Here is a 17880-nt window from a genome sequence, read left to right on the forward strand (position 1 = left end):
GCAGTGTAGGGACCAAGCGTCTGCGCGGCCCTCGGGCTTCTACCGGCGCCCGCCGCTCAGGAGCCGGCGATGGCCGTGCGCACTTCCTGCACGCCGAGCACCTCGGAGAGGACCTGCGGCGCACGCCCCGGGCGGTAGACTACGTACACGGGCACGCCGCTGCGTCCCAGCTGCGCCAGCGCCGCCGTGATCACCGGGTCCCGGCGCGTCCAGTCGGCGCGCAGCAGCGTGTAGCGCCCGGCGTCGAAGTCCGCGTTGACCTCGCGGTTGGACAGCGTCGTCTTCTTGTTGTACTGGCAGGTCACGCACCACGCCGCAGTGAAGTCCACGAACACGGGCTGTCCCGCAGCGACGAGTTGCTGCACCCGCTCGGGCGACCAGGGCTGCCAGCGCGTGTCCTGCGCGGAGGCCACCGTGCCGCTCGCGGCTGGCCGCGTGATGGCCGCGCCGCCGGACCACGCGATGCCGGCCAGCGCCAGCACGGCCAGCGAGGCCAGGACAATCCGCGTGCGACCGCGCAAGGTGAGCGTCCACGCGAGCATGCTGAGTGCGACGAGCAAGGCGAGCAGGGCGCCGGCACCGTCCACGCCGGTCTGTTGCCCCAGCACCCACACCAGCCATGCGACGGCGGCGAACATGGGAAAGGCGAGCAGGCGGCGGAACGTGTCCATCCAGGCGCCGGGCCGCGGCAGCCACTGCGCCACGGCCGGCAGGAAGCTTGCGAGCAGGTAGGGCAGGGCGAGGCCGAGCCCCAGCAGCACGAAGATGGCGAGCGCCTGCGCGGTCGGCAGGCTGATTGCCAGGCCCAGCGACGCCCCCATGAAGGGCGCCGTGCACGGCGAGGCGACTGCGACCGCGAGCACGCCGGTGAGGAAGGCGTCGAGCACCGGATGCTTCGCTTGCAGGGACGCGACGCTGCTCGGAAGCAGCGAACCGAACTCGAACAGGCCCGCGAAGTTGAGGGCGACCAGCGTGAAGAGCGCCGCCAGTGCCGCGACCACGGCAGGCGACTGCAGCTGGAAGCCCCAGCCCAGTTGCTCGCCCCCCGCGCGCAAGGCAAGCATCAGTCCACCAAGCGCGACGAAGGAGGCGAGCACGCCGGCCGTGTACGCGATGCCGCTGACGCGGTGACCGTGGCGGTCCTCCGCATGCCGCGTGAAGCCGACCACCTTGATGGCGAGCACGGGGAACACGCAGGGCATCAGGTTGAGGATCACCCCGCCGAAGAACGCGAACAGCAGCGCGGTGGCGAAGCCGAGCCCCGCTGCAGGAGGGGCGCTGGCCGTGTTGTTGCGCAGGGCTTCCGCGAGGGCGGGCGAAACCGTCGCAGCCGGGGCCGTGGCCGGCCACGCGCCCGCGACCTTCGGTTCGCTGCGCCAGCCTTGTCCGTCGGCTGCGAGCACGACCGGGAACACGCCGGGGCTGGTGGAGCGCTGCGCCGACAAGGGCACGCGCGCTGTCCACGTGTCACCCTGCCACGACTGCGTCACGCGCGCCGCGTTGTCGATCACCTCGGGCGCTTCCGGAAAGATCTCCAGCGCCTTGCCGCGCACGCTGGCCGGCAGGCGCTTGACCGTGAGTTCCAGTGCATCGCCCGCGACGCGCGCCGCACTGTCGGCGGCGATGGCTGCAGGCAGGGGCTTCGGTTGGGCGGCCAGGGCGGCCGCGAATTCCTGGGCGTGCAAGGCGGTGGTGCTGCGCATCGGCAGCTTCAGGGTGAACTCGCCCTCTTGCGGAATGCACTCCTTCTCGCAGACCAGCCAGTTGGCCTTCAGCTTGATCGGCAGCTCGCCGGTGAACGAGGGCTTGAAGTCCGGCGTGATGGTCAGCGGCACGGGCAGCAGCACCGTGCCCTCGTAGCCGTAGTTCACCAGCGTGCCGATGGGAATGCGTCTCGGCAGCGGCCAGGCGATGTCGCCGGCCACCACGCCGGGCGGCAGCGACCACGTGAGCTCGGTGGGGAGGCCCGAGTCGCCCGGGTTCTTCCAGTAGGTATGCCAGTGCGGCTGATGCGCGATCTGCAGTCCGACCCAGACCGGCTTGCCGGCCTCGACGCCCTCGGGCGCCTGCGCGACCAGCTCGGCGCGCACCTGCGGCGTCGTCACCGTGCTGCCCGGGCCGGCCTGCGCCAGCGCGAGCAGCGGCAAGGCGGCCAGCGAGAGGGCGGCGAGCAGGCGCGGGATTCGCATCCCCGGTTGGGAGCTCTGCGGCATCGTCAAGTTCCGGCCCTTCAGGCGAAGCCGAGCACCACCCGTCGGGTGCTGGCGCTCTTCTTCTCGATCTTCGTGACGACCACGGCGCCGATCTCCGACGTGTTCGCGACGTGCGTGCCACCGCAAGGCTGGTAGTCGATCGCGTTGTCCGCGCCGCCGACCCGGATGGTGCGCACCTGTCCCGTGCCGCGCGGCGGCTGCACGGACATGCTCTTGACCAGCGCCGGATTCGCATCGAGTTCCTCGTCGCTGATCGCGCCGACCTCGACCGGGTGCGCCGCCGCGACCAGGCGCGCGATGCCTTCCGAGAGCGCGTCCTTGTCCAGCGGGTCCGTCATGTTGAAGTCCAGGCGCGCGTAATCGGGCGTGATGGAGCAGCCGTTGACGAGTTGGGGCACGAGGTGGCACAGCAGGTGCGTTGTCGTGTGAAAGCGCATCAGCTTGTGCCGGCGCTCCCAGTCGATGCGGGCGAGCACGTGGTCGCCCGGATGCAGAGCGGCCAGCAGGCCCTCCTGGCCCGGCGCCGGAACATGGGCGATCTCGCCCGTGGGTCGGCCTTCGGCGTCCTTGTGTTTGCGCGTGTCGGCGACCTGCAGGAGGCGACCGTCGGCCAGCACGAGCACGCCGCTGTCGCCGGCCTGACCCCCTCCGAGCGGATAGAACACGGTGCGATCCAGGACGATGCCTTGCTCGCCCACGGAGCGAACGGCAGCCGCCGTCTCGCGCAGGTAAGCGTCCTGGCGGAAGAGCTCTTGCGTCATGGCCGCATTGTCCCGCTTTCGTGGCGCCCCGCTTCTGCGAGGGGCGATCGGCCGCAGCGACGCAGGATGTAGTTGGGAGAGCTGGGCTTTCGGGCGCGCGCCGACTCAGCTGAAGAACTGCGTCAGGATCATCGCGGTGATCGAGGGGCCGCGCGTGCACTGGTCCAGCGTGACCGCCAGGGTCAGCACCAGGGAAGGCCACACGGCGCGGTTCCAGCTCTCCCGCCAGGCCTTGTTAGCGATGGTGCGTACTGTTTCCATGCACTCATGGTGCTGTGGAGGGCAGGTCCTGTGATTCAGACCGCAGCGCGTCGCCATGGTCGCGCACACCTGCGCGGCAGTCAGCGCCGTCTGCGCGCCGCCGGGGGCGGGTACTACGCGTGTCGGTCAGGACGGACGGGCAGGGGGAGCGCCGTCTTGTAGCGGACCTGCTTCAGGGCGAAGCTCGACCGGATCTTCTCGATCCCCGGAATGGGCGTGAGCTGCTCCAGGATGAAGCGCTCCAGGGCGGCGATGTCGGGGACAGCCACGCGGATCAGGTAGTCGCTGTCGCCCGTCATCAGGTAGCACTCCATCACCTCGTCGTGTTCAGCAATGCGGCGCTCGAATTCGGCCAGGGCTTCCTTGGCCTGGCTCTTCAGGCTGATGTTGATGAAGACGCTGAGCCCCAGTCCCAGCGCCTTGGCGTTCGCGAGCGCCACGTAGCGCTCGATCACCCCCGTCGACTCGAGCGCCTTCACGCGCGCCAGGCACGGCGACGGCGACAGGTGCACCCTCCGCGCGAGTTCCACGTTGGTCAGCGACCCATCCTCCTGCAGCTGGGCCAGGATGCGGAGATCGATCGGGTCGAGTTGCATGGAATGCTGTGTGAGGTGAGGGCCGCGGCATTCTATGCCGCAACACCCGCTGTCGACGCGCATTCCGGCACCCCGTGCGGGCGCTTGCGCACTAGAGTGGCGGCATGGCCGACGACAGCATCCATCGCTACCTCACCGATCCCGCCGGCGATGCCGACCCCGTGGAGACCGCCGAATGGCGCGACGCCTTCCTCTCGCTGGTGGCCACGCAGGGACCGGTGCGGGCCCGCTTCATCCTGGACCAGCTGGCCGTGCTGGCACGCGACCCCAAGGTCGCCTGGTCGCCCGAACTGGTCACGCCGTACGTGAATTCGGTGCCGGTGGACCGGCAGCCGGTGTTCCCGGGCGACCTCGCCATCGAGGAACGGCTGGCCTCGCTGATGCGCTGGAATGCGCTGGCGATGGTCGTGCGCGCGAACGCCGCGCACGGCGAACTCGGTGGCCACATCGCGAGCTACGCGAGCGCGGCGGACCTCTTCGAAGTGGGCTACAACCACTTCTTCCGCGCCCGCAACAGCGAGCAGGGCGGGGACCTCGTGTTCTTCCAGCCGCACAGCGCCCCCGGCGTGTACGCGCGCGCCTTCCTGGAAGGGCGGCTGACGCAGGAGGACCTGGCGCATTTCCGCCAGGAGATCACGGCCGCGGCGCAAGGCGGCCGCGGCTTGTCGAGCTATCCGCACCCGTGGCTGATGCCGGACTTCTGGCAGTTCCCGACCGGCTCCATGGGCATCGGTCCGATCAGCTCGATCTACCACGCGCGCTTCATGCGCTATCTCACCCACCGCGGCGTGCTGGATTGCGAGGGGCGCAAGGTGTGGGGCGTGTTCGGCGACGGCGAGATGGACGAGCCTGAGAGCATGAGCGCGCTCACGCTGGCTTCGCGCGAAAAGCTGGACAACCTGGTGTGGGTGGTGAACTGCAACCTGCAGCGGCTCGATGGTCCGGTGCGCGGCAACGGCCGCATCGTCGACGAACTGGAGAAGCTGTTCCGCGGCGCCGGCTGGAACGTGGTCAAGCTGCTGTGGGGCAGTGACTGGGATGGGCTGTTCGCACGCGACAGCAGCAACGCCCTGGTGAACGCATTCGCGCACACCGTGGACGGCCAGATGCAGACCTTCGCCGCGAAGGACGGCCGGTTCAACCGCGAGCACTTCTTCGGCCAGAACGAGGAGCTCGCCCGGCTCGCGCAGGGCATGACCGATGAACAGATCGACCGCCTGAAGCGAGGTGGCCACGACCTCGTGAAGGTCCACGCCGCCTACGACGCGGCGGCGAAGCACCGTGGCCAGCCGACGGTGATCCTGGCGCACACCAAGAAGGGCTATGGCATGGGCACGGCCGGCCAGGGCCGCATGACCACGCACAGCCAGAAGAAGCTCGACGACGCGGCGCTGCTGGAATTCCGCAATCGCTTCAACCTGCCCCTCAGCGATGCGCAGGCCACCTCGCTGGACTTCTACAAGCCGGCAGAGGACTCGCCCGAGATGCGCTACCTGCACGCCCGGCGTGCCGCCCTCGGGGGCTACCTGCCGCGCCGCGAGACGGCGTGCGCGCCGGTGCCGGTGCCGGACAGCGCGTCGTATGCGCAGTTCGCGTTGCAGGCGAGCGGCAAGGAGATGTCCACGACCATGGCCTTCGTGCGGCTGCTCGGGGCCTTGCTCAAGGACCCCCAGCTCGGGCCGCGCATCGTGCCCATCGTCGCCGACGAGGCACGCACTTTCGGCATGGCCAACCTGTTCAAGCAGGTCGGGATCTACGCCAGCACCGGCCAGAGCTACGAGCCGGAGGACATCGGGTCCGTGCTCTCCTACCGCGAAGCGAAGGACGGCCAAATCCTGGAAGAGGGCATCAGCGAGGCGGGCGCGATCGCGAGCTGGACGGCTGCCGCCACCAGCTACAGCGTGCACGGCGTGGCCATGCTGCCGTTCTACATCTACTACTCGATGTTCGGCTTCCAGCGCGTGGGTGACGCGATCTGGGCCGCGGCGGACCAGCGCGCCCGTGGCTTCCTGCTCGGCGCGACCTCGGGCCGCACCACGCTGGGCGGCGAAGGCCTGCAGCACCAGGACGGCACGAGCCACCTCGTGGCCGCGACCATCCCGAACTGCAAGGCCTACGACCCGGCGTTCGCGGGCGAGCTGGCCGTCATCCTCGACCAAGGCATGCGCGAGATGCTGGTGGAGCAGCGCGACGTCTTCTACTACGTCACGCTCATGAACGAGAACTACGCGAACCCCGACCTCGACGAGGCGGCACGCGAAGGCGTGGTGCGCGGCGGCTATCGCTTCGGGCGTTACGGCGAAGGCGCTGCGCGGGTGACGCTGCTCGGCTCCGGCGCGATCCTCACCGAAGTGGTGAAGGCCGCGCAGCAGCTCGCGGCAGAAGGCATCGCCAGCGAAGTCCTGAGCATCACCAGCTGGAGCGAACTGGCGCGCGACGGCCAGTACGCGGCACAACTGCTCGCCGGCACGCGCGGTCCCCTGGTCGCGGCCACCGACTACGTGCGCATGGTGCCGGAAGCGATCCGGCGGCACGTTCCCGCCGGACGCGCCTACACGACGCTCGGGACCGACGGCTTCGGCCGCAGCGATACCAGGGCGGCCTTGCGGGCGTTCTTCGGCGTCGATGCAGCGACCATCGCCGCGACGGCGCGCTCTGCACTGGGCGTTTAACATGCGCCCATGGCACTTCCCTCGCGCTTCTGGGCCGACCTGAGCACCACCGACTTCGCCGCGCTCGATGCGGCGACGACGGTGGCGGTCCTTCCGCTGGGAGCGACCGAGCAGCACGGACCGCACCTGCCGCTGGCTGTGGACCAGTGCCTGGTGGACGGGATCGTCGCCCGCGCCTTGCCCAGGCTGCCGGCCGAAGCGCGCGTGCTGGTGCTGCCCACGCAGCAGGTGGGCTACAGCCCCGAGCATGCGCAGTTCGCCGGCACGCTCACCTTGCCGATCGAAACGGTGATCGCCACGTGGATTGCGCTCGGCGAGTGCGTGGCGCGCGCCGGCGTGCGCAAGCTGCTTCTGTTCAACGCGCACGGCGGCCAGGTGAGCGTGATGGACATCGTGGCGCGCGAGCTGCGCATGCGCCACGACCTGATCGTCTACAGCTGCAGCTGGTGGAACCTGCCGCTCGGTGACGCGGTCAACGGCCTGTTCCCGCCGGACGAACACCGCTTCGGCGTGCACGGCGGCGACATGGAGACTTCGCTGATGCTCGCGCTCACGCCCCAGCGCGTGCGCAGCGCGCAGGCGCGCGACTTCGCGTCCACCTCGCGCGAGCGGGCGGCGCACTATCCGATTCTGGGCAACGGCCGCAGCGCCAAGCTCGGCTGGGCCATGCAGGACTACAACGCGCAAGGCGCCGCAGGCAATGCCGCCGCCGCGAGCGCGCAGAAAGGCGAGGCGGTGCTCGAAGCCGCCGGCACGCAGCTCGCGCTGCTGCTGCAGGAGATCGCGCAGCTGCCGCTGTCCACGGCGGTCGCGGCGCCCAAGCGCTGAAAAGACTTTCGCGCCAGCCCGGCGGAGCGCTAACATTCGGCTGAAACTGGTTTCAGCCGCCATGCCCTCCAAGCCCACTCCTCCGTCGCCCAACGCCGCCGCCCAGGCCCCGCGCGCGACCATCGAGGACGTGGCGCAGAAGGCCGGCGTCTCCAAGGCCACCGTCTCGCGTTTCCTGAACCGGCGCGACGAATTGCTCACGCCCGCCATTGCGCAGCGGGTGGAAGCGGCCATCGCCGCCCTCGGCTACTCGCCCAGCCCGATGGCGCAGGCTCTCAAGCGCGGACGCTCGCGCCTGATCGGGCTGGTCGTCGCCGACGTCACGAATCCGTTCTCGGTGGCCGTCCTGCGCGGCGCCGAGAAGGCCTGCCAGGAAGCCGGCTACCTGCTGATGCTGTTCAACCTGGGGGACGACGGCCGCCGCGAGCGCGACGCGATCGAACTGCTGGATGCCTACCAGGTGGACGGGATCATCCTGAACACGCTGGGGCGCGACGAGGGAGCGGCCGCGGCCGCTGCGCGCCATGGCCGCCCCGTGGTCCTGGTGGACCGGCGCCACGCCAACATGCCAGCGGATTTCGTCTCGCTGGACAACGCCGGCGCGGTCCGCGACGCGTGCGACCACTTGCTCCAGTCGGGCTGGAACCAGTTCCTGTTCGTGACCGAGCCGATGGCTGGCGTGAGCTCCCGCATGGAGCGGGAAGCAGCCTTCCGCCTGTTCCTGGCCGACCACCCGGAGGTCCGCGGCCGCAGCCTGGAGTCGCACGTGGAGCACCCCGGGCGGCTCGACGCCGAACTGCGCGGCGGCCGCGAAGGCGATCGGCGACTGGCGGTGCTGGCCAGCAATGCGGTGATCACGCTGCGCGTGGCCGACGCGGTTGCGCGGCTGGGCTGGCGCTTCGGCGAGGACCTCGGCTTCGTCGGCATCGACGAGACCGACTGGGCGCCACTAGTCGGTCCCGGGCTGAGCACCGTCGGGCAGCCGACCGAAGCCCTGGGCCGACTGGCGACCGCCTGCCTGCTGGAGCGCCTGCAGGGGCGGGACGTTCCACCACGCCAGATCCTGTTGCCGGGTACCTTGAACGTGCGCGGCTCGTCCGTGCGAAAGACATCCGGGTAATCCCGGATGAATCCTTGAAACCGGTTTCTATAATTGCGGCTAGAAACCGGTTTCAGTCGTGAATTACCAATTCCAGTTCCAGGACGTCTTCGCCGCCTGGCCGCTGCTCCTCAAGGGCACGTGGATCACCATCCACCTGTCCCTCACCGCCACCGCGCTGGGGCTGGTCGTGGCGATCGTCTGCGCCTGGGGCAAGACCTCCGGGCCCGCGGCGGCGCGCTGGGTCATCAACGCGTACATCGAGTTGATCCGCAACACGCCGTTCCTGGTGCAGCTGTTCTTCTTCTTCTTCGCGTTGCCGGCGTTCGGCCTGCGCTGGTCGGCGCACTCCGCCGCCCTGGTCGCGATGGTGGTGAACCTCGGAGCGTATGCCACGGAGATCATCCGAGCGGGCATCGAATCGATCCCGCGCGGTCAGGTGGAAGCGGCGCTGGCGCTGAACCTCAAGCGCCACCAGGTGTTCCGCCACGTGATCCTCAAGCCCGCGCTCAAGGCGATCTATCCGGCGCTGACCAGCCAGTTCATCCTGCTGATGCTCAGTTCCGCCGTGGTCTCCGCCATCTCCGCGGACGACCTCACCTCGGTGGCGGCCAACCTGCAGTCGCAGACTTTCCGCAGCTTCGAGATCTACATCGTCGTCGCTGCCATCTACCTCGCGCTCGCACTCGCGTTCTCCGGGCTGTTCCGCCTCGTGTACCGCCTCGCCCTCGACTACCCGGACCGCCGCTGATGCGTACCTTCAGCCTTTCCGACCTGCTGTACATCGTCGAAGCCGCGCGCTGGACGATCGGGCTGTCGCTGATCGCCTTCATCGGCGGCGCCATCGGCGGCCTGCTGGTGGCGCTCGGACGCACCGCCGACAGCGTGATCGCGCGTCGCGTCGCCACGGTGTTCGTCGGCGTGTTCCAGGGTACGCCGCTGCTGCTGCAGCTGTTCCTGATCTTCTTCGGCTTGCCGGTGTTGGGCATCGACGTGAATCCCTGGATCGCCGCCGGCACGGCGCTGGTGCTGAACACCAGTGCCTTCCTGGGCGAGATCTGGCGCGGCTGCATCCAGGCCGTGCCGCACGGGCAGCGGGAGGCGGCCGACGCGCTTGGCCTGCACTACGTGGCCCGCATGCGCGACGTGGTCCTGCCGCAGGCCTTCAAGATCGCCCTGGCGCCCACCGTGGGCTACATGGTGCAGGTGATCAAGGGCACGTCCCTTGCCGCCATCATCGGCTTCACAGAAGTCACGCGAGCGGGCCAGATCATCAACAACGCGACCTTCCAGCCGCTGATCGTCTTCAGCCTGGTGGCCGCCGTCTACTTCGTCCTGTGCTGGCCGCTGTCGCTGCTGGCCGCGCGCATGGAGCGCCGGCAAGCGCGGGCGCTGGCGCGCTGAACCGCCTTTCCCTTTTCATCCACTGGAGACAACAAGCATGAACTCTCTTTCCCGTCGCGCCTTCGCCGCCCTTGGCCTGGCCGCCGCCGTGTCGCTGGCCGCCGCTCCCGCCTTCTCGCAGACCGTCGCCGACCTGAAGAAGAAGGGCGAGATCAACGTCGGCCTGCTGGTGGACTTCCCGCCCTACGGCACGACCAACGCGCAGAACCAGCCCGATGGCTATGACGCCGATGTCGCCCGCCTGCTGGGCAAGGACTGGGGCATGAAGGTGAACCTCGTGCCGGTCACGGGCCCGAACCGCATTCCGTTCCTCCTGACCAACAAGGTCGACCTGCTGATCGCCTCGCTCGCGATCACGCCCGAGCGCGCCAAGCAGGTCCAGTTCTCCAAGCCGTACTCCGCCGCGACCATCGTGCTGCTGGGCGCGAAGGACAAGGCGATCAAGGGACCGGCCGACATCAAGCCGCTGAAGATCGGCGTCGCGCGCGCCAGCACGCAGGACGTGGCGCTGACCGCCATCGCGCCGCAGGGCACCGAGATCCGCCGCTTCGATGACGACGCATCCGCCATGCAGGCGCTCATCTCCGGCCAGGTCGACGCGATCGGTTGCTCCACGACGGTCGCCGCGCAGATCAACAAGCGCGAGCCGGGCAAGTACGAACCGAAGTTCGTGCTGAAGCAGCAGGAGATGGCGGTGGCGATGCGCCCCGGCCAGGCAGACCTGCTCAAGGCCGTGAACGACTTCGTGGCGAAGAACACGGCCAACGGCGAGCTGAACAAGCTGTACCGCAAGTGGCTGGAATCCGACCTGCCGAAGATGCAGTAAGGGCGTGACGGGGAACACCATGAACGACCGGTCCGCCGAGCCCATCATCCGCCTCGAAGGCGTGCAGAAGTGGTTCGGCAAGTTCCAGGTGCTCGACGCCATCGACCTGCAGGTCGCGGCGGGCGAGCGCATCGTGGTCTGCGGGCCTTCGGGCTCAGGCAAGTCGACGCTGATCCGCTGCATCAACGGGCTGGAGTCCGTCCAGAAGGGGCGGGTTGTCGTCGACAACATCGACCTCACGGCCGGCAAGCGCAACGTGGACAAGGTGCGCTCCGAAGTCGGCATGGTGTTCCAGCAGTTCAACCTGTTTCCGCACCTGACCATCCTGCAGAACTGCACGCTGGCGCCCATGCGCGTGCGCGGCGCGAGCAAGGAGGAGGCGGAAGCCACCGCGATGAAGTACCTCGCGCGCGTGCGCATCCCGGAGCAGGCGAACAAGTATCCGAGCCAGCTCTCGGGCGGCCAGCAACAGCGCGTCGCGATCGCACGGGCCCTGTGCATGACGCCGCGCATCATGCTGTTCGACGAGCCGACCTCCGCGCTCGACCCGGAGATGGTCAAGGAAGTGCTCGACACCATGATCGGTCTCGCCGAAGAAGGCATGACCATGCTGTGCGTGACGCACGAGATGGGCTTCGCACGCAGCGTGGCCGATCGCGTGATCTTCATGGCCGACGGCCGCATCGTGGAACAGGCGCCACCGGAACAGTTCTTCACGGCGCCGCAGCACGAGAAGACGAAACAGTTCCTGGGCCAGATCCTGAGCTCGCACCACCAGCCCGCGAGCGCCTGATGCAGCAGGTCCTGATCTCCCTGTCGTCCTTCGGGGCGGCGGAAGTGCGCCGTCACGGCCAGCACTGGTTCGCGCAACTCTCGCTCGACGCGGGCGCCGATGGCGTCGAAGTGCGCGGCGAACTGCTGAATGACCCGACCGGCGAGTTGCCGGCGATCGGCGAAGCCGTGCGTGCGCGCGGCGCCGCCCTGGTGTATTCCAGCCCGGAAGGCTTGTGGGACGCCGACGGCGCGCTCGATCGCAGCGCGCTGGAACGCGCGATCGCGGCAACGCGCCTGCTCGGTGCCGCGCGCCTGAAGATGTCCATCGGCGGCTACGGCCCCGGCTCGGCGGCGAGCTTTGCGCCGCTCGCCGCGGCGCTGGAAGGTCGCGGCGTCGAGCTCGTGATCGAGAACGACCAGACGGTGGGGGCCGGCAGCATCGCAGCGGTGGCCAGCTTCTTCGCCGATGCGCAAGTCGCGCGCACGCCGCTGGGCATGACCTTCGACCTGGGCAACTGGCACTGGGTCGGCGAATGCCCGCTCGAAGCTGCCCGTGCGTGCGGCGCTCGCGTGGTGTACGTGCATACCAAGGGCGTGCAGCGTTTGCCGGCCAAGTGGGTGGCCGTGCCGCTCGCGGATTCCGCCGCGCCGTTCCGCTCGGCGCTGCGCATGCTGCCGCGCGGCTTGCCGTGGGCCATCGAATATCCGCTGGCCGGCGACGACCTGCTGGCCGTCACCCGCCGCGAGATCGCGTTGCTGCGCGAAGTCGCCGGCACGCTGGGGACGCTGCCGTGAGCGCCGCGTTCCGCCACGACGTGGCCCTGTTCGGCGAGATGATGACGATGTTCGTCGCGGAGCATCCCGGGCCGCTGGAGAACGTGTTTGCCTTCCAGAAGCGCACGGCCGGCGCCGAGACCAACGTCGCGATCGGCCTGGCCCGCCTGGGCCTGCGGGTCGCGTGGGCAAGCCGGCTCGGCACCGACTCCCTGGGTCGTTACCTGCTGGGCGAAATGCAGCGCGAAGGCGTGGACTGCACGCAGGTGATCTGCGACCCGACGCAGCGCACCGGCTTCCAGTTCAAGGGCCGCGTGCTCGATGGCAGCGATCCGCCGGTGGAGTACCACCGCAAGGGCTCGGCCGCCAGCCAGATGACACCCGAAGACGTCGATGCCGAGTGGCTGCAATCCGCGCGGCACCTGCATGCGACGGGCGTCTTCCCCGCGATCTCCGCGAGCGCACGCGCCGCGGCACAGAAGACCTTCGACGTCATGCGTGCGGCCGGACGCACGATCTCGTTCGATCCGAACCTGCGCCCTTCGCTATGGGCCGGTCCCGGGCAGATGCGCGATGCGATCAACGCGCTCGCGTTCCATGCGGACTGGGTGTTGCCCGGCCTGGAGGAAGGCCGCTTCCTCACGGGAGAGGACCGCCCTGAGGCGATCGCGCGCTTCTACCGGGAGCGTGGCGCCAGTGTCGTGGCGGTGAAGCTTGGTCCAGCAGGCGCCTACTACGACAGCGCCGAGGGGGTCGGCTACGTGTCGGGCTTTCCCGTGCGGGAAGTCGTCGACACGGTGGGGGCGGGCGACGGCTTCGCGGTCGGCGTCGTGAGCGCGCTGCTCGAAGGCCGCGGCGTGCTGGCGGCGGTGCAGCGTGGCGCCTGGATCGGCGCGCGTGCCGTGCAGGTGCTGGGCGACACCGAAGGGCTGCCCACGCGCGCCGAACTCGAGGCGGCGCAGCGATGAGCGCCGCCCGCAAGTCGGTGCTCGTCTTCCGCGAATTGCCGGACGACCAGCTCGCGCGCATCGCAGCGCTGCATGACGTGGTGGTCGCGAATCCGCGCAAGCCGCAGCAGAAGGCGGCCTTCGAGGCGGCGCTGCCCGCGGCGCAGGGGCTGATCGGCTCCAGCTACAAGATCACGCCGGAGCTGCTCGCTGCAGCACCGAAACTGGAAGTGATCTCCACCATCTCGGTCGGCGTGGACAACTACCCGACCGCCGAACTGCGCAAGCGCGGCATCCTGCTCACGCACACGCCGGGCGTGCTGACCGAAACCACCGCCGACACGATCTTCGCCCTGCTCATGGCAACCTGCCGGCGCATCGTCGAACTGGCGAACCTCGTGCGGGAAGGCCGCTGGGACCGCAACATCGGCGAAGACCTCTTCGGCTGGGACGTGCACGGCAAGACGCTGGGCATCCTGGGCTTCGGCCGCATCGGCCAGGCCGTCGCGCGGCGTGCGGCGCTAGGCTTCGGCATGCCGGTCCTGTACCACAACACTCGTCCGGTCGACGTTCCCGAGCTGGCTGGACGTGCCATCCACACGCCGCTGTCCGAGGTGCTCGCGCGCGCGGACATCGTCGTCGCGACCCTGCCGCTTACCGAGGCCACGCGCGGCCTCATGGGCCCGCAGGAGTTCGGCGCCATGAAGCCGGGCGCCATCTTCATCAACGGCGGACGGGGCGCGACCGTGCAGGAACCCGCGTTGCTGGTCGCGCTGGACAGCGGCCGCCTGGGCGCCGCGGGACTGGACGTCTTCGCGGTCGAGCCCCTGCCTCTGGACTCGCCACTGCGGCTGCATCCGCGCGTCACGGCCTTGCCGCACATCGGCTCGGCGACGCACGAGACGCGGCAGGCAATGGCCCGGCTGGCCACGACCAACCTGCTGCAGGCCCTGGCGGGCGAACGGCCCGAGGCGGTCTACGGCGGCTGAACCGCGGACGAGCTGAACGTGGGCGTGATCCCGACGGCGTGGGAGCGCGGGAAGCTCGTCGGCGCGGTCACCGACGGCTGCACGGCGCAGTGACCTCGTCTGTCAGTCCGATGGCCGAGTTGGCGCAGGACCACGTCCCTGCGCACAAGCTGGCAGTCTGCCGTTCGGGTCATGCCACTGTCACGCGGCTTGCCTACACTGGATCGCAGGTAAGCCCATGCGTTTCTCGTCCCTGTTCCAACCCACCCCTTCCGCGTCCGAGCAAGCGCGGCAGGAGCGGCCGCGCGACTCGGCGGAAGCGGGGTCGGAGCTGCCGCCCGAGCTCCCCGATGACCTGGACGCACGCGTGCGCCTCGTCGGCGAGTGGCAGCTCGGGGAAGCCTGACGCCGCCGCCTGGCAACGCAGGGCATCTTCACTTCCGGGACAAAAGAAAGGGCGTCCACGCGGGACGCCCTCGGTGCGCGGCGCCGGCTTACTGGTGGTTGCCGCCGGAGTTGCCGCCGCTGTGCGAGCTGCTGCCGCCGCTGCTGCCGCTCGCATGCGAGCTGGAGCCGCCGTTGCCGGACTGGCCCATCGCATTGCGGCGATTGGCGCTGCGCGCCATGCCGCCCTTGCGGCCGGCCTCGCGGGCTTCTTCGGACGTGAACTCGTGAGCGGTGCCCTTTTCGTGGGCCGCACGGCCGCCTTCGCTGGCAATCTCGCGTTGCCGCTGAGGGTCCATGGAGGCAAAGCCGCGGTTGGATTTGCCGCCCTGGTTGCCCTGATTGTTGGAAGCCATGATGAAGATCTCCTTGCAAGCTGGAATGTTGGAACTGCATGGCGGGTCTGCGCCAGCCATGGAGTGATTGAGCTTGCAAGTGCGCACTACGCTCGTCAGGCGTCAATGCTGCCGCATGTAGGAGCGGCCCTACCTCGTCAGACCACGGTTCGTGGCAGGACGTCCTCGCGCAGGCGCGCGAGCAGTGCGTCGGCGCCTGCAGGCACCCCTGGATCGGGGGCTTGCTGAGCTTGCAGGCGTGCGAGCAGACGCGTGAACTGGTTGTCCAGGGGCGGGATGGGCGCGAGGTACATCACCTGCTCGCCGCGCGCGACGAGGAGGGTCGGAAAGGTGACGATGTCCACCTCGCCCATGGTCTCGTCCTCGTCCTCCACGTCCACCCAGGCGAAGCGCAGGCCCGGATGCGCGTGGGCCTGTGCGATGAACTGTGGCTGCCAGTCGCGGCACACGCCGCACCAGGCGGCGCACAGGCACGCGACCCACCACGTCGCCGTGTCGTTGCCAGCCGTGCTATCCATGCAGCCAGTGTAGCGGCGCGCTGCGCAGCGAATCCGCGCAGCCGGCGCGTTCAGGTGTAGGTGACCCAGTCCCGATACGCCGGCGCGTCCAGGTGCGGGATGGCGTTGAAGCTCACGAGCATGTGGCGCTTGGGCGTGAACGCGAATTCGGTGATCGCGGTGTTGCGGATGCGCATGTTCAGGTCGATCGTCGTTTGCGCCGGCGTGCCCAGCACATGGCCCACCGCGGTCGAAATCGGGCCGCCGCTGGTGACCACGAGCACGTTCTTGCCGTAGTGGTTCGCGCGCACGTGGTCCAGCGCACCGGCCACGCCCGCCACGAAGTCGCGGTAAGTGGGCATGCCCGCCGGTTGCGTGGCGCCCGCCATCCACTGCGCCAAGCCGTCGCGCAGCAGGCGGAAGTGGTGCCGCACCATCTCGGGCGAGGTCGGCTTCTGCAGCTTGTCCGGGTGGACGGTCGCAATGACCGCGTCGCTGTCGTATTCGTCCAGGCCGTCCCAGGACAGGTGCTCGCCGCCGCGGTTCATGCCCTGCAGGATGCCCGCCAGCGTCTCCTTGTGGCGGCGCAGCGTGCCGGCGATCAATCCGTCGAAGTGGATGCCGCGCTCGGCGAAGTACTCGCCGAGGCGGACGCTCTGACGGTGGCCCAGTTCGCTGAGTCGATCGTAGTCTTCGGCGCCGAAGGAGGCCTGGCCGTGGCGGACGAGGTAGAGGGTGCCCATGCGGCCATTCTGGCAAAGCGCGCGAAGCGGGGGCGTCCCTGTCGCGACTTCAGCGCCCGCCGGACAGGACGCGCGCGAACACGTCCGAGTCGACGTTGCCGCCAGTGAGCGCGAAGCCGACGGCACCGCCACCCGCGCGTGCGCGATCGCGCAGCACGGCCGCCAGCCCCGCGGCACCGGCACCCTCCGCCACGTTGTGCGTGTCCGCGAACAGGATCCGCATGGCTGCGGCCACTTCGTCGTCGGTGACGGCGACGATGTCGTCGGCCTCGCGCAGCACGATCTCGAGCGCCTCCTGGTCGGCGATGCGGCACGCCATGCCGTCGGCCAGCTGCGTGTGCACCGGCGCCTCGACGACGCGCCCGGCGCGGAAGGAATCGAGGTAAGTCGTGGCGTGGGCCGAGACCACGCCCACGAGCCGGCTGCGGCGGCCGCTGTGGGCGCGCGCAGCCGCGGCGGCGCAGAACCCGGAACCCAGGCCAATCGGCACGTAAACCACGGCGGGCTCTTCGCCCGGCGCGAAGCTCTCGAAGAACTCCAGCCAGTACGTCATCACCCCCAGCACCACGTCGCGATGGAAAGACGGGACCATGTGCAGGCCTCGCTGCGCAGCGACGGCCGTCGCGTATTCCCGCGCCGCCTGGAAGTCCTCGCCGTGTTCGAGCAGCGTCACGCCCAGGGCGCGCATCGCGGCGTTCTTCTCCACCGAGTTGCCGTGCGGCACCACGATGGCCGCCTGCAGGCCGAAGCGCCGGGCGGCCCAGCCGACCGACTGCCCATGGTTGCCGCGCGTTGCCGAAATGACGCCGCGGATGCCGGGGGACCGCCGCACGAGCGCGTCGAAGTAGGTCATGCCGCCGCGCACCTTGAACGCGCCGGCGGGGGTGTGGTTCTCGTGCTTGACCCACACCGGCACGCCGACGCGGTCGCGCAGAAGCGGCCAGGCATATTGCGGTGTGGGTGGCACGAAGGCGCGCACCGTCTCGCGCGCCCGGGTCACTTCCGCCTCGCTGAACTGCATGCCATCGTGCGCCATCAAAGTCCCTCCGAAGCGAGTTTCACGCGCCCTTTCGGCGTGTGCAGCAAGGCGCAGACGTTCGGCGCTCCTTCGTTCACCGCCACGCCTTGCAGGTCCAGCGCGGCCAACACCGGACGCAGCGCCTGCGCTTGCGGGTGCGAGAGCGTCAAGCCTTGCAGCGTCACACCGGACTCGGCCAGCCCCGAGGCGGGATGGACGTCGCCCCACTGGATCAACGTGGGCAGCACCCCCTGCATCAGGCGCTGCCCGTCCGGGCGCAGCGAGATCTGCCAGGACAGGAGCCCGCGCGCAGTCATCCGCGTGGCGGCGACCGCTTCACCCCGGTCCACTTCGAGCGCCGTGAGTTGCGCAAGCGCTGCGGCCAGGTCCGGCACGCTGGCTACGAAGTGCAGCAGCCGCGGTCCGTCGGCCGCCAGCGACGCCCTCACTGCAGGCTCGTCCAGGTCGAACCAGCGGCGCCGACTATCTTGCGGCGCGCGTCCCGCTTGCGGAGCGATGATCTCGAGGTACGCGCGCGGATAGTCCACCGTCGCGATGCGCAGCAGGCGGTTGTGCGTGCCCATGAGCGGGTGTTCGCCGCCCGGACCGGGCGTCACGCCCAGCGTGGCTTCGCACCAGGCGACCCCTTCGTCCAGGGTGGCCGCCGCCACGACGAGATGGTCGATGCGCGCCGTCACG

The 17880-nt window shown here is 69.5% G+C and carries 20 protein-coding genes; 11 read left to right on the forward strand and 9 right to left on the reverse strand.

Features of this window, described 5'->3' with window-relative positions; translation table 11 throughout:
• Nucleotides 1-56: 56 nt before the first annotated feature.
• The 4 genes from JJB11_RS08620 to JJB11_RS08635 all read right to left on the reverse strand — a co-directional run bounded on the left by JJB11_RS08620 (nt 57) and on the right by JJB11_RS08635 (nt 3831).
• Entirely contained in the window at nt 57-2189 is a 2133-nt protein-coding gene (locus tag JJB11_RS08620; protein ID WP_201168496.1) for a protein-disulfide reductase DsbD family protein, read from the reverse strand.
• Between the two features lie 41 nt (nt 2190-2230).
• Nucleotides 2231-2974, reverse strand: coding sequence for an alanyl-tRNA editing protein (locus tag JJB11_RS08625; RefSeq protein WP_201168498.1), 744 nt, complete (start codon nt 2972-2974; stop codon nt 2231-2233).
• A gap of 105 nt (nt 2975-3079) precedes the next feature.
• Nucleotides 3080-3235, reverse strand: a complete 156-nt coding sequence (locus JJB11_RS08630) for a hypothetical protein (RefSeq protein WP_201168500.1) — start codon at nt 3233-3235, stop codon at nt 3080-3082.
• 113 nt (nt 3236-3348) lie between these two features.
• Entirely contained in the window at nt 3349-3831 is a 483-nt protein-coding gene (locus JJB11_RS08635) for an Lrp/AsnC family transcriptional regulator (RefSeq protein ID WP_201168503.1), read from the reverse strand.
• A gap of 104 nt (nt 3832-3935) precedes the next feature.
• Between JJB11_RS08635 and mdeB the strand changes: the two genes are divergently transcribed.
• From mdeB to JJB11_RS08690, 11 genes are all read left to right on the forward strand, one after another.
• Nucleotides 3936-6503, forward strand: a complete 2568-nt coding sequence (mdeB, locus tag JJB11_RS08640; RefSeq protein ID WP_201168506.1) for an alpha-ketoglutarate dehydrogenase — start codon at nt 3936-3938, stop codon at nt 6501-6503.
• A gap of 9 nt (nt 6504-6512) precedes the next feature.
• Nucleotides 6513-7331, forward strand: a complete 819-nt coding sequence (locus JJB11_RS08645) for a creatininase family protein (RefSeq protein ID WP_201168509.1) — start codon at nt 6513-6515, stop codon at nt 7329-7331.
• A gap of 61 nt (nt 7332-7392) precedes the next feature.
• Entirely contained in the window at nt 7393-8451 is a 1059-nt protein-coding gene (locus JJB11_RS08650; RefSeq protein ID WP_201168513.1) for a LacI family DNA-binding transcriptional regulator, read from the forward strand.
• A gap of 58 nt (nt 8452-8509) precedes the next feature.
• On the forward strand, nt 8510-9181 hold the full coding sequence (locus JJB11_RS08655) for an ABC transporter permease subunit (protein WP_201168516.1): 672 nt from the start codon (nt 8510-8512) through the stop codon (nt 9179-9181).
• Nucleotides 9181-9834 carry an amino acid ABC transporter permease gene (locus JJB11_RS08660; protein ID WP_201168519.1) on the forward strand — a complete coding sequence of 218 codons (654 nt, stop codon included), beginning with the start codon at nt 9181-9183 and terminating at the stop codon, nt 9832-9834. The genes JJB11_RS08655 and JJB11_RS08660 overlap by 1 nt, the downstream gene beginning before the upstream one ends.
• Before the next feature lie 37 nt (nt 9835-9871).
• Nucleotides 9872-10660: a transporter substrate-binding domain-containing protein gene (locus JJB11_RS08665; RefSeq protein ID WP_201168522.1), complete on the forward strand. Its 789-nt coding sequence runs from the start codon at nt 9872-9874 to the stop codon at nt 10658-10660.
• Between the two features lie 19 nt (nt 10661-10679).
• Nucleotides 10680-11453, forward strand: a complete 774-nt coding sequence (locus JJB11_RS08670; RefSeq protein ID WP_201964708.1) for an amino acid ABC transporter ATP-binding protein — start codon at nt 10680-10682, stop codon at nt 11451-11453.
• Nucleotides 11453-12229 carry a sugar phosphate isomerase/epimerase family protein gene (locus JJB11_RS08675; protein ID WP_201168527.1) on the forward strand — a complete coding sequence of 259 codons (777 nt, stop codon included), beginning with the start codon at nt 11453-11455 and terminating at the stop codon, nt 12227-12229. Before JJB11_RS08670 ends, JJB11_RS08675 begins: the two co-directional genes overlap by 1 nt.
• Nucleotides 12226-13176: a PfkB family carbohydrate kinase gene (locus JJB11_RS08680; protein WP_201168529.1), complete on the forward strand. Its 951-nt coding sequence runs from the start codon at nt 12226-12228 to the stop codon at nt 13174-13176. The genes JJB11_RS08675 and JJB11_RS08680 overlap by 4 nt, the downstream gene beginning before the upstream one ends.
• Complete coding sequence (locus JJB11_RS08685; protein ID WP_201168532.1) at nt 13173-14144, forward strand: 2-hydroxyacid dehydrogenase; 972 nt, start codon at nt 13173-13175, stop codon at nt 14142-14144. The genes JJB11_RS08680 and JJB11_RS08685 overlap by 4 nt, the downstream gene beginning before the upstream one ends.
• A gap of 217 nt (nt 14145-14361) precedes the next feature.
• Entirely contained in the window at nt 14362-14529 is a 168-nt protein-coding gene (locus tag JJB11_RS08690; RefSeq protein ID WP_201168535.1) for a hypothetical protein, read from the forward strand.
• An 88-nt stretch (nt 14530-14617) separates the two neighbouring features.
• Here the strand turns inward: JJB11_RS08690 and JJB11_RS08695 are convergent, their stop codons facing one another.
• The 5 genes from JJB11_RS08695 to JJB11_RS08715 form a co-directional block, all read right to left on the reverse strand.
• On the reverse strand, nt 14618-14923 hold the full coding sequence (locus JJB11_RS08695; protein ID WP_201168538.1) for a KGG domain-containing protein: 306 nt from the start codon (nt 14921-14923) through the stop codon (nt 14618-14620).
• Between the two features lie 137 nt (nt 14924-15060).
• Nucleotides 15061-15441 (reverse strand): thioredoxin family protein, encoded by a 381-nt coding sequence (locus JJB11_RS08700; protein WP_201168541.1) that lies wholly within the window; start codon nt 15439-15441, stop codon nt 15061-15063.
• Between the two features lie 50 nt (nt 15442-15491).
• Entirely contained in the window at nt 15492-16163 is a 672-nt protein-coding gene (locus tag JJB11_RS08705; RefSeq protein WP_201168544.1) for a histidine phosphatase family protein, read from the reverse strand.
• 49 nt (nt 16164-16212) lie between these two features.
• Nucleotides 16213-17199: a threonine dehydratase gene (locus JJB11_RS08710; protein WP_201964709.1), complete on the reverse strand. Its 987-nt coding sequence runs from the start codon at nt 17197-17199 to the stop codon at nt 16213-16215.
• On the reverse strand, nt 17199-17879 hold the full coding sequence (locus JJB11_RS08715) for a VOC family protein (RefSeq protein WP_201168546.1): 681 nt from the start codon (nt 17877-17879) through the stop codon (nt 17199-17201). The genes JJB11_RS08710 and JJB11_RS08715 overlap by 1 nt, the downstream gene beginning before the upstream one ends.
• Between the last annotated feature and the right edge of the window lies 1 nt (nt 17880).

The organism is Ramlibacter ginsenosidimutans, assembly GCF_016654015.1.
GTDB classification, from domain to species: domain Bacteria; phylum Pseudomonadota; class Gammaproteobacteria; order Burkholderiales; family Burkholderiaceae_C; genus Ramlibacter; species Ramlibacter ginsenosidimutans.

Bases quoted from the DNA above. Each gene is read 5' to 3' on its own strand.
- JJB11_RS08620 (WP_201168496.1), bottom strand. From the start codon at position 2,189: ATGCGAATCCCGCGCCTGCTCGCCGCCCTCTCGCTGGCCGCCTTGCCG.
- JJB11_RS08625 (WP_201168498.1), bottom strand. From the start codon at position 2,974: ATGACGCAAGAGCTCTTCCGCCAGGACGCTTACCTGCGCGAGACGGCG.
- JJB11_RS08630 (WP_201168500.1), bottom strand. From the start codon at position 3,235: ATGGAAACAGTACGCACCATCGCTAACAAGGCCTGGCGGGAGAGCTGG.
- JJB11_RS08635 (WP_201168503.1), bottom strand. From the start codon at position 3,831: ATGCAACTCGACCCGATCGATCTCCGCATCCTGGCCCAGCTGCAGGAG.
- mdeB (WP_201168506.1), top strand. From the start codon at position 3,936: ATGGCCGACGACAGCATCCATCGCTACCTCACCGATCCCGCCGGCGAT.
- JJB11_RS08645 (WP_201168509.1), top strand. From the start codon at position 6,513: ATGGCACTTCCCTCGCGCTTCTGGGCCGACCTGAGCACCACCGACTTC.
- JJB11_RS08650 (WP_201168513.1), top strand. From the start codon at position 7,393: ATGCCCTCCAAGCCCACTCCTCCGTCGCCCAACGCCGCCGCCCAGGCC.
- JJB11_RS08660 (WP_201168519.1), top strand. From the start codon at position 9,181: ATGCGTACCTTCAGCCTTTCCGACCTGCTGTACATCGTCGAAGCCGCG.
- JJB11_RS08665 (WP_201168522.1), top strand. From the start codon at position 9,872: ATGAACTCTCTTTCCCGTCGCGCCTTCGCCGCCCTTGGCCTGGCCGCC.
- JJB11_RS08670 (WP_201964708.1), top strand. From the start codon at position 10,680: ATGAACGACCGGTCCGCCGAGCCCATCATCCGCCTCGAAGGCGTGCAG.
- JJB11_RS08675 (WP_201168527.1), top strand. From the start codon at position 11,453: ATGCAGCAGGTCCTGATCTCCCTGTCGTCCTTCGGGGCGGCGGAAGTG.
- JJB11_RS08685 (WP_201168532.1), top strand. From the start codon at position 13,173: ATGAGCGCCGCCCGCAAGTCGGTGCTCGTCTTCCGCGAATTGCCGGAC.
- JJB11_RS08690 (WP_201168535.1), top strand. From the start codon at position 14,362: ATGCGTTTCTCGTCCCTGTTCCAACCCACCCCTTCCGCGTCCGAGCAA.
- JJB11_RS08695 (WP_201168538.1), bottom strand. From the start codon at position 14,923: ATGGCTTCCAACAATCAGGGCAACCAGGGCGGCAAATCCAACCGCGGC.
- JJB11_RS08700 (WP_201168541.1), bottom strand. From the start codon at position 15,441: ATGGATAGCACGGCTGGCAACGACACGGCGACGTGGTGGGTCGCGTGC.
- JJB11_RS08705 (WP_201168544.1), bottom strand. From the start codon at position 16,163: ATGGGCACCCTCTACCTCGTCCGCCACGGCCAGGCCTCCTTCGGCGCC.
- JJB11_RS08710 (WP_201964709.1), bottom strand. From the start codon at position 17,199: ATGGCGCACGATGGCATGCAGTTCAGCGAGGCGGAAGTGACCCGGGCG.